The organism is Sulfuriflexus mobilis, from assembly GCF_003967195.1.
In the GTDB taxonomy this organism is placed as follows: Bacteria; Pseudomonadota; Gammaproteobacteria; order AKS1; family AKS1; genus Sulfuriflexus; species Sulfuriflexus mobilis.
The window spans coordinates 764,720-776,963 of record NZ_AP018725.1; the positions used below are offsets into that span (position 1 = coordinate 764,720).

At 55.0% G+C, this 12,244-nt stretch carries 13 protein-coding genes; 9 read left to right on the top strand and 4 right to left on the bottom strand.

Translation table 11 applies throughout. The features are described 5' to 3' along the window. Positions 1–40: 40 nt before the first annotated feature. From btuB to EL386_RS03985, 9 genes are all read left to right on the top strand, one after another. Positions 41–1,861: a TonB-dependent vitamin B12 receptor gene (btuB, locus tag EL386_RS03945; protein ID WP_126453640.1), complete on the top strand. Its 1,821-nt coding sequence runs from the start codon at positions 41–43 to the stop codon at positions 1,859–1,861. A 20-nt stretch (positions 1,862–1,881) separates the two neighbouring features. Next, on the top strand, positions 1,882–2,475 hold the full coding sequence (locus EL386_RS03950; protein WP_126453642.1) for a hypothetical protein: 594 nt from the start codon (positions 1,882–1,884) through the stop codon (positions 2,473–2,475). A 4-nt stretch (positions 2,476–2,479) separates the two neighbouring features. Next, a complete protein-coding gene (gene cobO, locus EL386_RS03955; RefSeq protein ID WP_126453643.1) occupies positions 2,480–3,085 on the top strand; it encodes a cob(I)yrinic acid a,c-diamide adenosyltransferase in 606 nt (201 codons plus the stop codon). A gap of 52 nt (positions 3,086–3,137) precedes the next feature. After that, entirely contained in the window at positions 3,138–3,791 is a 654-nt protein-coding gene (bluB, locus tag EL386_RS03960; protein WP_126453646.1) for a 5,6-dimethylbenzimidazole synthase, read from the top strand. 94 nt (positions 3,792–3,885) lie between these two features. Then, positions 3,886–5,355, top strand: coding sequence for a cobyric acid synthase (locus tag EL386_RS03965; protein ID WP_126453648.1), 1,470 nt, complete (start codon positions 3,886–3,888; stop codon positions 5,353–5,355). Then, positions 5,352–5,873, top strand: a complete 522-nt coding sequence (cobU, locus tag EL386_RS03970) for a bifunctional adenosylcobinamide kinase/adenosylcobinamide-phosphate guanylyltransferase (protein WP_126453650.1) — start codon at positions 5,352–5,354, stop codon at positions 5,871–5,873. The genes EL386_RS03965 and cobU overlap by 4 nt, the downstream gene beginning before the upstream one ends. After that, positions 5,870–6,928 (top strand): nicotinate-nucleotide--dimethylbenzimidazole phosphoribosyltransferase, encoded by a 1,059-nt coding sequence (gene cobT, locus EL386_RS03975; protein WP_126453652.1) that lies wholly within the window; start codon positions 5,870–5,872, stop codon positions 6,926–6,928. The genes cobU and cobT overlap by 4 nt, the downstream gene beginning before the upstream one ends. A gap of 4 nt (positions 6,929–6,932) precedes the next feature. Beyond that, positions 6,933–7,535 carry an alpha-ribazole phosphatase gene (gene cobC, locus EL386_RS03980; RefSeq protein WP_197722144.1) on the top strand — a complete coding sequence of 201 codons (603 nt, stop codon included), beginning with the start codon at positions 6,933–6,935 and terminating at the stop codon, positions 7,533–7,535. Continuing rightward, the gene (locus EL386_RS03985) at positions 7,532–8,269 is read left to right on the top strand and encodes an adenosylcobinamide-GDP ribazoletransferase (protein WP_232020242.1); all 738 of its coding nucleotides are present in this window, start codon (positions 7,532–7,534) and stop codon (positions 8,267–8,269) included. The genes cobC and EL386_RS03985 overlap by 4 nt, the downstream gene beginning before the upstream one ends. Before the next feature lie 77 nt (positions 8,270–8,346). Here EL386_RS03985 and EL386_RS03990 read toward each other — a convergent pair whose 3' ends face one another. The 4 genes from EL386_RS03990 to EL386_RS04005 form a co-directional block, all read right to left on the bottom strand. After that, positions 8,347–9,072 carry a phosphatase PAP2 family protein gene (locus EL386_RS03990; RefSeq protein ID WP_126453654.1) on the bottom strand — a complete coding sequence of 242 codons (726 nt, stop codon included), beginning with the start codon at positions 9,070–9,072 and terminating at the stop codon, positions 8,347–8,349. Positions 9,073–9,340: 268 nt separating this feature from the next. Continuing rightward, positions 9,341–10,588: an MFS transporter gene (locus EL386_RS03995; RefSeq protein ID WP_126453656.1), complete on the bottom strand. Its 1,248-nt coding sequence runs from the start codon at positions 10,586–10,588 to the stop codon at positions 9,341–9,343. 74 nt (positions 10,589–10,662) lie between these two features. Then, a complete protein-coding gene (locus tag EL386_RS04000) occupies positions 10,663–11,442 on the bottom strand; it encodes a class I SAM-dependent DNA methyltransferase (protein ID WP_126453658.1) in 780 nt (259 codons plus the stop codon). Positions 11,443–11,792: 350 nt separating this feature from the next. Then, entirely contained in the window at positions 11,793–12,158 is a 366-nt protein-coding gene (locus EL386_RS04005; RefSeq protein WP_126453660.1) for a hypothetical protein, read from the bottom strand. Between the last annotated feature and the right edge of the window lie 86 nt (positions 12,159–12,244).

A 12,244-nucleotide genomic window follows, 5' to 3' on the forward strand; every position in this document is an offset into this window, starting at 1 on the left:
GATTTGCGCGCGGGTGAGCGTGCCAGAGGAAATTTAAATAATGAAACGCTATTTGTCTGCAGCGGCATTACTGCTGCTGAGCCCCCACACTGTTTTTGCCACCGAACTCGATCCCCTTATTGTCACCGCGACGCGCACCGCGCAGACGGCGGACAAAACACTCGCCTCGGTAACCGTCATCAGCCGCGATGATATCGAGCGTCAGCAGGCGCAATCCGTACAGGACCTGCTACGCGGTATAGCCGGCATCAGTATCAGCAACAACGGTGGCGCCGGAAAGGCCACCTCGGTGTTCCTCCGCGGCACGGAATCCGATCATGTGCTGGTACTCATCGACGGTGTCAAGGTGGGTTCCGCGACCCTTGGCACAACGGCCTTTCAACATATCCCTGTTGAGTTAATCGAACGTATTGAGGTCGTGCGCGGTCCGCGTTCGAGCCTGTATGGTTCCGAGGCCATCGGCGGCGTGATCCAGATATTCACCCGCAAGGGTGGCGGTGCGCCCAAGCCCTTTTTCAGCATCGGCGCTGGCAGCGATAATACCTATAGCGCCTCGGCCGGGGTTTCCGGCAGTGGCCATCGTGGCTGGTTCAGCCTGAGTACGAGCGGTATCGACACCAGGGGGTTTAACGCCTGTAACGGTAAACCCTCACCGGGCGGTGCCGGTTGTTTTACCCGTGAACCTGACAAGGATGGTTACCGCAATCTGTCCGCTTCCCTGCGTGCCGGCTACCGCTTGGAGAACGGGCTCGAAGTTGATGGACATGTACTGCGCACCCGCGGCGACACCGATTTCGATGGCAGCTTCGTCAACGAATCGGAATCGGTTCAACAGGTCCTTGGCGGCACGCTCCGTTTCTCACCCGTGGACACCTGGCAGGTAAGTCTGGCCGCAGGCCGTAGCCGGGATAAATCCGATAACTTCAACGACGGCACCCTGCGAAGTCAGTTCAATACCCGGCGTGATAGCCTTTCCTGGCAGAACGATGTCTCGATCGCAGATGATCATTTACTCACCCTGGGACTCGACTACCAGAATGACCGGGTCGATGGTAGCACCGCTTATGCCGTTAGCTCCCGTAATGACAAGGGGCTGTTCGCTCAATACCAGGGCGCGTTCGCCGCACATGACCTGCAACTGTCCCTGCGCCAGGACGATAACGAACAGTTTGGTGAGCACACGACGGGTGGGGTCGGCCTGGGTTATGCGTTGGCTAAAAACCTGCGGCTGACCGCGGCCTACGGCACAGCCTTCAAGGCACCGAGCTTCAACGAGCTTTATTTTCCAGGTTTCGGCAATGCCACGCTTCGGCCCGAAGCGTCGCGCAGCGTCGAGCTTGGTCTCGGTGGTAAGGTCGGTTGGGGCCAGTGGTCGCTCAACGTCTATGAGACCCGCATCGACGACCTGATTGCCTACGATTCAAGTATTTTCGCGCCGGCAAACATCAACCAGGCCCGCATCCGCGGCCTTGAGGCAATACTCACCACGCAGCTCAAGGGGTGGGACGTCAATACGAATCTCAGTCTGCTCGATCCTGAGAACCGCTCAAGCGGTGCCAACGGCGGCAATGTCTTACCGCGACGCGCTGAAGAATCGTTACGCATCGATGCCGATCGCCAATTTGGCCAGTACTCATTGGGTGCGACGCTGCGCGCGGAAGGTAAACGTTATGAGGACCTTGCCAACAGCCGCAAGCTCGGCGGCTATGCCACGCTGGATCTGCGCACCGACTACATGCTTGACAGAGACTGGCAGTTACAGGCACGTCTCGAAAACCTGCTCGACAAGGACTATGAAACTGCTGCATTTTTCAATCAGCCGGATCGCGGTCTGTTCGTGACCCTGCGTTACCAACCTTAATTACCCTGGAGGAAGAAACTATGCTGACATTATCCCCTCGAAACCAGATCATCATCGGGCTTGTCCTGACCCTGCTCATGATCGGCACACGCGGTCATCACTTCGCAACCCTTGAGCACCTGCCCGGCGCCTCCTGGGCGGTGTTTTTCCTCGCCGGTGTTTATCTGCGCCCAGCCTGGGTCTTGCCGGGTCTGCTGGCGCTGACCTGGTTGCTGGATTTTGCGGCCTTCACCTGGGGTGGTGCCAGTGGCTTTTGTCTGACACCGGCATATATCTTCCTGTTGCCAGCCTATAGCGCGCTGTGGTTCAGTGGCCGCTGGTACACCAATCGACATCGTTTTGAGTGGCGCACCCTGATGCCGCTTGCACTAGCGATGCTGGCCGGTGCGGCAGTCTGTGAATTGTTCTCCAGCGGCGGCTTTTATTTCTTCTCAGGTCGTTTCACTGCGCCGAACTTCGCCGAGTTTGCTATGCGCTTAGTGACGTATTTCCCGGCTTATTTGCAATCACTGGCATTCTACGTTGGCGTCGCCTCTGTGCTGCACACAATGGTTGCCCTGACGCATAATGCCTTCGGTCAGCGCGCATCTACGGCTGGACATCAAGGGCGATAAGGGCATGGACACAGGCGATCAAGCACAACGCCACCGCAGCCGCATGCAGCGCAAGAAGGCGGTCGTCGATGCGACTATCGCCGCTGCGGATCGGGATCAGGGCCTGCTGCTGGTGCTCACGGGCAATGGCAAGGGCAAGTCCAGCTCGGCCTTCGGTATGGTGGCGCGTGCCCTGGGTCACGGCATGCGCGTCGGTGTCGCCCAATTCATCAAGGGCCGTAACGATACCGGCGAAGAGGGATTTTTCCGCAAGCAACCCGGAGTGGACTGGCATGTGCTCGGTGAGGGTTTTACCTGGGAAACCCAGAACCTCGCGCGTGATATTGAAACCGCACAACGCGGTTGGGCCGTGGTGCGGGAGATGCTGGGCGATCCGTCCCTGGGACTCGTCGTCCTCGATGAACTGACCTATCCGCTTAAGTATGGCTGGCTGGAACTGGATACCGTGCTCGCCGACCTCAAGGCCCGCCCGTCGATGCAGCATGTGGTGATCACCGGTCGTGGTGCACCGGAGGGACTATGCGAGGCGGCCGACACCCTGACTGCGTTGCGCGACAGCAAGCATGCTTATCGAGCCGGGGTTCGGGCGCAGAAGGGTATTGACCTGTGAGAACCTGTTCCGCGCTGTTCATCACCGAAGCCAGCGCGCGGTTGTTTATGCCATGAGTCGTTTTAGTGAAGAAGAGATCAGTGCGGTGTACCGCGCGATACGCGAGCGGCGCGACATGCGCCACTTCCTACCCGATCCCATAGACCCGGCGATACTCACACGGTTGCTGGAGGCGGCCCATCTCGCACCGAGTGTCGGTCTTATGCAGCCGTGGCGTTTCCTGCGCATTAACAATTTGGTGTTGCGGCACAAAATCCATGCCCTGGTTGAGGCGGAACGAGCTGCCACCGCCGAGGCCCTGGGTGAGCGCGAGGATGAATTTTTGCGGCTCAAGGTTGAGGGCATACTGCAGTGCGGCGAATTGTTTGTCGCCGCGCTAATGGACGGGCGCGAGCGCCATATCTTCGGCCGCCGTACCTTGCCGGAGATGGACCTCGCCTCCGTGGCCTGCGCCATCCAGAACCTGTGGCTGGCCGCGCGCGCCGAGGGCCTGGGCATGGGCTGGGTTTCGCTGTTCGAGCCGGTGGCGCTCGCGCAATTGCTTGAGATGCCCGCGGGCGCCAGGCCGGTGGCCATCCTCTGCCTCGGGCATGTCGAGGCGTTCTACCCAGCGCCGATGCTGGCACTGGAGGGTTGGACCCAGGGAGGTTCGATACACGAACAGGTTTTTCACGATACCTGGGGCAATACGGAGACACCGGAATGATCCTGGATACCAATAAAGGCCCGCAACGCATCGTCTGCCTGACTGACAGAGTGCGGCCGTTGCAGAGCATCGTGCAGCGCTGGGGAGCGCGCGCATGACCGCCCGTACCTTGATGATACAGGGTACCACCTCGGATGCCGGTAAGAGTCTGCTGGTGACGGCATTGTGTCGCTGGCTGCTCCGGCAGGGTGTGTGCGTCGCACCGTTCAAACCGCAAAACATGGCGCTGAATAGTGCCGTGACCGCGGATGGCGGAGAGATCGGTCGCGCCCAGGCGGTGCAGGCACTTGCCTGCGGGCTGGAAGCGCATACCGATATGAATCCGGTTTTGCTCAAGCCTAACACCGATACGGGAGCGCAGGTCATCATTCAGGGGCACGCCGTCGGTAATATGAACGCCCGCAATTATCATCGTTACAAACACACCGCCCACGACGCGGTGCTGGAATCTCATCAACGCCTCGCCAGCTGTTTTGATGCCATTATCGTCGAAGGTGCCGGGTCGCCGGCGGAGATCAACCTGCGAGAGAACGACATCGCCAACATGGGTTTTGCCGAGGCCGTCGACTGTCCAGTGATCCTGGTTGCCGACATCGACCGTGGCGGCGTGTTTGCACATATCACGGGAACGCTGGCGTTGCTGAGTGAAAGTGAACGTGCGCGTATCAATGGTTTTGTTATCAACCGTTTTCGTGGCGACATAGCGCTGCTGGAGTCCGGGCTGGAGTGGCTGGAGGAGTACACCGGCAAACCGGTACTCGGCGTACTGCCCTATCTTCAGGACCTGCACCTGGAGGCCGAGGATGCGATCGACACACGTCAAGCCGGACACGCAGAGGCCGCGTTGCGCGTGGTGGTACCGGTCACCCCACGCATAAGCAACCACACCGATTTCGATCCCTTGCGCCTGCACCCGCAAGTGGACTTGTGTTTTGTCGGCCCCGGAGAAACGATTCCGCCCGCCGATCTGATCATCCTGCCGGGTTCCAAGAGCGTACGTGCTGATCTGGACTGGTTGCGCAGCCAGGGCTGGGAGGCGGTGATTCAGCGTCACCTGCGCTACGGCGGCAAGCTCATCGGCATCTGTGGCGGTTTTCAGATGCTGGGCAGACAGGTTCACGACCCACAGGGTATTGAGGGCGAACCGGGCAGTACCGAGGGCTTCGGCCTGCTCGACATGGCGACGACCTTGGCGCAGAAAAAACAATTACGCAACGTTCATGGCAGACTGGTTATCGGCGACGCAGCCATCAGCGGTTACGAGATTCATGCGGGTGTCACGCAGGGTGCGGCACTCACGCGGCCTGCGGTTCACTTCGACACCGCTACCGACGGTGCAATAAGCGAGGATGAAAAAATATTGGGTACCTATGTGCACGGCTTGTTCGAGCGCGCCGATGCCTGTGCGACCTTGCTTGCCTGGGCAGGGCTGGATAACCATGAAGCCGTGGATTATCACGGCATGCGTGATGCGGCTATCGAGCGGCTGGCGACAGCCGTGGAGCAGCACCTCGATACCGAGGCGTTGTTAAAACTGCTTACGTTGCAGGTGGTGTCGCCATGAAGACCCTGATCCTCGGTGGTGTACGTTCCGGCAAGAGCCGACTGGCCGAAGGCATGGCGAGCGAAACCGGTCTGCCCGTGATCTACATTGCCACCGCCACGGTCGAGGATGAAGAGATGCGCGAGCGGATTGAAACACATCGTGCACACCGGCCAGCGCATTGGACGGTGATCGAGGAACCACAACAGTTGGCAGGGGTGCTGCGAGAGCACGCCGCCCCCGGATGCTGTGTGCTGGTGGACTGTCTGACGCTCTGGCTCACCAACCTGCTGACAGCGCAGGACACAACGGTATTCGAGCGCGAGCGCGAGGCCCTGCTTGCGTTACTGCCAGGCCTTACGGGCCAGATCATTTTGGTCAGTAACGAAACCAACATGGGCGTAACGCCGCTGGGTGAACTCAGTCGCCGTTACTGTGATGAGGCCGGTCGACTGCATCAAGAGTTAGCACAGGTCTGCGAGCGGGTCGTGTTGACCGTCGCCGGTCTGCCACACCCCTTAAAAGGCGGGCCGCTGTGAACAACGACACGGACTGGTTACAGCAGTCGGTCGCCGCGCCAAACGACGGCATCTTGCGGGCGGCCGAGACACGCCAGGCCCATCTGACCAAGCCGCCGGGTGCCCTGGGAAGACTGGAATCCACCGCGACCCGGCTGGCCGCGCTGCAGGGCGCGGAGTGTCCCTGTGTCGATCGGGTGCACATCAGCATATTTGCCGCCGATCATGGTGTTGCGGCCGAGGGCGTCTCCGCCTTCCCGCAGGCGGTCACTGTCGAGATGATAAAAAACTTTGCGCGCGGCGGTGCCGCCATCAATGTCCTGGCTGGTGAACTCGGTGCACAACTGGAGGTGATCAATCTGGGCACGGTCAGTGACCCCGGCCCCCTGGAAGGCGTGTTAAGCCTTCGACTCGGTCCGGGCACGACCAACTTTTGCGAGGCACCGGCCATGCACGAAGACCAGCTAGTCCAGGCCCTGGATGCGGGACGGCAGGCCGCTGAACGCGCCAGCCTTTCAGGCGCACAGCTGTATATCGGTGGTGAGATGGGGATTGGTAACACCACTACGGCGGCGGCACTGGCCTGTGCCCTGCTTGATGCGACACCGGAGGCCCTCGCCGGCCCGGGCACCGGCCTGGATCAACAAGGGGTCGCGCGCAAGGTCGAGGTGATCCGGCGGGCATTACACCGACACAGGCAACACCATACCGTGCCACAGCAGGCATTACGATGCCTCGGCGGTTTTGAGATCGCGGCGTTGGCGGGCAGTTATATACGTTGTGCACACAGGGGCTTGCCGGTACTGGTAGATGGTTTTATTAGTTCAGTGGCGGCCCTGGCGGCCATGCGCCTTTGTCCCGGTGCCGAAAACTGGTTTCTTTTTTCACACACCTCGGCTGAACCGGGACACCGTATTGTGCTTGAGGCACTGGCCGCCAGGCCGTTGCTGGAACTGGGCATGCGTCTGGGCGAGGGCAGCGGTGCCGCCACTGCGGTGCCGTTGCTGCGCATGGCCTGCGCATTGCACAACGGCATGGCTACCTTCGCCGAAGCCGAAGTCTCCGGTCAAGAGTAAGCGGATGATGCCGGCGACTACCTTCATCGACCTCATGCGCCACGGCGAAACCGTGGGGGGCGCCGGCTTTCGTGGCAGTACCGATGCCGCCTTGAGTGAACGCGGCTGGGCACAGATGCGGGCGGCCGTGGACATTGAACCCGCCTGGGATCGCATTATTAGTTCACCGCTGTCACGTTGCGCGGATTTTGCCCGCACGCTGCAGCAGCAACACGACATCGGCCTGCAGTTCGATGCGCGTATCCAGGAGATCCACTTCGGGGCGTGGGAAGGTCAGAGCGCAGAGACACTCATGCAAACGCATGCCGAGGCACTGACGCGCTACTGGCAGGACCCAACGCGGTATACGCCACCCGAGGGAGAAGCCTTGAGAGGCTTTAACACCCGCGTGTTGTCGTTCTGGCAAGAATTGATAGAGAAGCCTGTGGGGGAAAAGATATTGCTGGTCACGCATGGCGGCGTGATCCGCGTACTGCTTTGCCATATCCTGCAGCACCCCCTGCAACGCCTGCTCGAATTTGAAATTGGCCACGCGACGATTCAACGCATTTGTATTGAACACACCGCGCAGGGCCTTCGCGCCACCCACATCGGGGCAAGCGCGTGATCCGCCCGTTGCTTATTGCGCTACAGTTTCTGACCTCGGTGCCGGTACGCATGGCAAGCGAACCGGATGAAACCGGTATCGCACGCTCGCTCGGTTATTATCCGCTGGTAGGGCTGCTTATCGGTATATTACTCGCTGCGCTTGCCTGGGTGCTTAGTGATATACCGGTCTTGTTGTCTGCCGGGCTGTTGCTTGTCGCCTGGGTATTCGTGACGGGTGGACTCCATCTCGATGGTCTTGCCGATAGCGCAGATGCCTGGGTCGGCGGCCTGGGTGACCGTGAAAAGACACTGGCGATCATGAAAGACCCGTACGCTGGTCCGGCCGGTGTGGTGGGTATTGTGCTGCTGTTGCTGATCAAATTCGCAGCGCTACACGCGGTGTTGGTGGCGGGGGATTTAACCGTCTTGTTGCTGGCCCCCGTGTTGGGAAGAGCGGTGCTGCTCGTATTATTCTTGACGACCCCCTATGTTCGCGCCAACGGCCTCGGCGCCGCCATGGCCGCCGGCCTTCCGCGCCGCGCCGTTATAGTCGTTGTAGTTTTGAGCCTTGCCGTGGTGTTGTTCCTCGCCGGTATTGACGGCCTGTGGCTGGTGCTGGCAGTGATGCTGGTTTTTATAGTGCTACGAACCGGAGTGATGCGCCGCATCGGGGGCATCACCGGCGATGTGGCGGGGGCGCTTGTCGAGATAACAGAGGCAACGATTTTGGTAACGGCCATCCTGATTGACTAAGGTCTATTTCGCTGTTAACGATGGCTACAAGCCCTCAGCAAGAGTGCCTTCGTTAAACGCCTATCCTGCCCGAAGACTTATTCGGTGTTGCGTAGCCGAATGAGCATATTCATCATCAGGGGTATAAATATGCCGATACACACAGCCGCCAATACGTCAGTGGGCCAGTGTACACCCAGCACAAGGCGTGAAAAGGCGACACTGCCGAGCCACAGCATAGCAACGGATAATGCTAAACGCTGTTTCGTAGGCCAGATACTCCCCACACAAAGTGCCGCGGCGGTAGCGAACGCGGAAACGACCAGGGTATGTCCACTCGGAAAGCTCGAACCCCAGTACCAGGCTGTTTGCCAGAGCAGGGGACGATCTCGACCAACAAGGGTTTTGACAAGGTAGACAATCATTGCGGCACTGACGACGGAACTGGCAAGCAGTAATGCCTCGAAGCGTCGTTTGGCATAAAACAACGAGAGCGTCAGGATTAGCGTCAGCGGCAGCAAAAGCTTTAATGAGCCGGAAACGGTTATTATCTCAAAGAATCTATTTAGTGAGGCCGGAAGGTGGTTATGGATATAGAGCAGGACCGCCTTATCGAACGCCCCGGATTCTGCATAGAGCACATCTTCACTTATCTTGATCGCGACCACCGCGAGAATCAACACTAGCAGAATAGTAAAGCGGCGTTTCTCCAAAGGCCCGGACCATGTAGGGTGTTTATTGCGCACATAGATAATAATACTGAAATAGAGACAGGCGATAATAATCGACAGCTTTACTATGTTTTCTATGAACTCAAAAAACATATTTTCTCCAATGTAAGCTTAGCCACTTATGTTTGAAAAGGCTTGGCAGCAGTAATTCAATCGGCACTCGTCAAAAATCACGAAAAACATCCCGGTTCAGTCATAAAGAGTTATTTATTTTACCCTCGTGGAAGATCACTGTTCAACGAAAAGAGGTGGGGTGAACAGTGTGCCTAGATGCTTGACTTTGAATCACAGTCGCTTGTTATGTGTTTTAAATAAATAAGTCACCTAATCAGGCACCAAAAAATTATTGTTTCGCGTGTATTTAACGACTACTAGTATCCACAATAGATTCAGCTCGGGGATCCAGTTCGAGCATCGCGGGTGAAGTGCGTGTCATGATAACGAAATCGCCCTGTTCGGATATACTTATGGGTGAGCCAATGGAACGTCGCATCAGGGCAAGGCTGGCCAGCAACAACATGAGTGATGAAAAATAGATCATCAGTGTTTGCGCACCAAACCACCCCATTAACAAACCGGCGGTGAGCGGACCGATGGTGGCGCCAACTCCACTAAGTAATAAAAGTCCACGGCTTATTTCAAGTACATTTGCCGCCTCAATATGATCATTGGCATGAGCTATACTGAGTGAGTAGATCGAGAAGGCGCAGCCGCCAAAGATAAATGCAGCCAATAGTCCAAGAGCCTGGTGTGAATCCATCATATAGAACACCGTTATCGCAGCGATACCGGCCATGAGACTGACCCCAAAGATGACTAAACGCCGATCATGCCGATCAGATAAATGGCCGAGTGGCCACTGCAACAATGAACCACCAAAGACTACCCCACTCATAAATAGCGCAATACCGGCCACATCAAAACCTACACTCAGTGCATAGACCGAGCCCATTCCCCAGAAAGCACCACTGACAACACCTGATAATAACGTTCCAAAAAATGCAAGCGGTGAAGTGGAGTAAAGATGTTTGATTCCGAGGTGGCCGGTTTCAACCTGTTCCGGCTGCGAGATACGGGTGAGAGCAATAGGCACCAGCGCCAGTGAAAAGAACAAGGCGATGAGGGCAAAGGGTGCAAGACTTTGTATCTCATATATAAGCAACAGGTATTGACCGGCACCCAGTGCAAGCAGGTTAATGGCCATATAAATGGCAAAAAGGCCGCCACGTGTTTTGTTCGTCGCAAGACTGCTAATCCATGATTCGATCACAAGATACATTCCCAGCATACAGATACCAGTGATAATACGCAGGATCAGCCAAACGATGGGATCGATAATGAGACCGTGCAGGATCACGCTGACACACCCCATGGCGGCAAAGACGGAAAAGCTGCGAATATGACCGAAAGTGCGAATGACATGCGGGCAAAGATAGGAACCGAGAACATAGCCCATAAAAAAACCTGACATGATCAGGCCGATCACTGGTTGCGGGAAAGATTCAATTCCTGCCCGCAGGGCGACCAGAGTTCCCAGCAGTCCTGAACCCAGTAACAAAACAGCTGTCGCCGCGAATAATGAAAAGTGGGCACGAATTATTTTAATCATATTTTTTTACGGATGAAAAAAACATGACAGCCAATAGCCGCCGCCTTTTTGTCATCATGCCCCATTCATTAGCCTCAGGCTTCGATACCCTTTGATTCTAAAAACGAATCCGGGACATCCGCTTTTTTTCTGCCTGCAATGGCAAAATAATAAAGAGGCTCACCGTCAATAGATAATCTGTGTCGATAGCGTTCAATATAATAAACATCAAGATATTTTGAGAAGGTTAGCTCTCTTATCATTTTAGAGAAACCAGAATCATCTGTTGTATCAAAGAAACTGTCTTTAATATTAAACGCGACCCAGCCTTCACTTCTGATAATATTAAAAGCTTCAATGAAGGCTTTCACAGGGATGTCGCCAAAACCAAGTGCCGCAACCGTGACCATACAGTCACATTGCCATGAAACAATATCTTCTTTTTTATCAGCATCCAGAGAAGTGAAATCTTCGACGTAGTAGGCATCATAGACACCGGGTCTGTCTCGAACGGTTGCGTCGTATGCTTCATCAATAATATCGACGCCAATCAAGCGCGAGACACCGTGTTTTTTAAGTTCCTCACCCATCATGCCATTACCGGCACCTAAATCCAGTACCCGAAGTTCAGAGAAATTATCCTGAGACTGTTTTACTGCCGCTTCGAGTATAGCAGTCACTTTAACAGGAGATGAACATTTAAGACGGTCATAAAATAACTGCTCATACAACCCGGGGATTTTATAAATTTCATTGTAGTCGTGAAATCTGATTTTTTGTTGTTGATTCGTTCCCTGAAGATAAAAATAGGACTGGTCCTGGTTTAAATCGGATGATTCTGCTTTCGGGAACTGTATACGATGTCGTTTCTGCATTATTTCCTCAGTGTGGCTTAAATATAATTTACTATGAAGTGATGTCTCAGGGTAACAGTTTCAGAGAGGGACTTGGGGAAATATCAGACAATCAGAGGATAAAATGCCTGTTTTTTTTATTAAAAAGGGGTCTGGGCCTGTGTGATCCCTCTTTTATTCGCTTCATTTTGTCCTCGTGGAAGATCGCTGTTCAGCGAAAGCAGTCGTTGGCAAAATAGTTTTATTAGGCTGAGTTCGGCTGCGGCTTCAACGTTGCAAATAACCGGATGTCAAAAGCAGAGTGGAGCGATAGCGAAACCGCGTTTTTTGGGTGTCCGTGTTTATTTGCATTGTTAGGTTTATTTGGCAGTCTATTTAAGTGGTAATACAAAGACAAGACTGACGAACAACATGCCTATTGCAGGTAAGGCAACTTCAAACAGGAATAAAAATATAAACATATTGGGGCTCTTCTTTCGATAGTATCTTTTACGTCTGCCAGTTATATAGCCACGTTCCAAATTTATCAAACCCCAAAATATTAATGATAGTGCAATTGATAGCCCGAAGTATGCGCCAGTATATTTTTTAATAATATTGTTATCGGAATTTCCGAAATACGCGATACACGCAAATCCAGATATAAATAGTATCAATGCGATCCAGTGTTTTACTGTCCATTTATTATTCGCATAATATTTATTAATTTTCTCTTGAACTTCTTGATTATTATCCATTGTCAAATCTACCGATCAAAGTGACCGAGCCCGAAAAAGCAAGTGAAAAGCCGCTTTTGAGAGTTCGGCAGGTTTGAAAAATCTGC

Coding starts and splice junctions, on each gene's coding strand:
- btuB (WP_126453640.1), top strand. CDS start 41: ATGAAACGCTATTTGTCTGCAGCGGCATTACTGCTGCTGAGCCCCCAC.
- EL386_RS03950 (WP_126453642.1), top strand. CDS start 1,882: ATGCTGACATTATCCCCTCGAAACCAGATCATCATCGGGCTTGTCCTG.
- cobO (WP_126453643.1), top strand. CDS start 2,480: ATGGACACAGGCGATCAAGCACAACGCCACCGCAGCCGCATGCAGCGC.
- bluB (WP_126453646.1), top strand. CDS start 3,138: ATGAGTCGTTTTAGTGAAGAAGAGATCAGTGCGGTGTACCGCGCGATA.
- EL386_RS03965 (WP_126453648.1), top strand. CDS start 3,886: ATGACCGCCCGTACCTTGATGATACAGGGTACCACCTCGGATGCCGGT.
- cobU (WP_126453650.1), top strand. CDS start 5,352: ATGAAGACCCTGATCCTCGGTGGTGTACGTTCCGGCAAGAGCCGACTG.
- cobC (WP_197722144.1), top strand. CDS start 6,933: ATGATGCCGGCGACTACCTTCATCGACCTCATGCGCCACGGCGAAACC.
- EL386_RS03990 (WP_126453654.1), bottom strand. CDS start 9,072: ATGTTTTTTGAGTTCATAGAAAACATAGTAAAGCTGTCGATTATTATC.
- EL386_RS03995 (WP_126453656.1), bottom strand. CDS start 10,588: ATGATTAAAATAATTCGTGCCCACTTTTCATTATTCGCGGCGACAGCT.
- EL386_RS04000 (WP_126453658.1), bottom strand. CDS start 11,442: ATGCAGAAACGACATCGTATACAGTTCCCGAAAGCAGAATCATCCGAT.
- EL386_RS04005 (WP_126453660.1), bottom strand. CDS start 12,158: ATGGATAATAATCAAGAAGTTCAAGAGAAAATTAATAAATATTATGCG.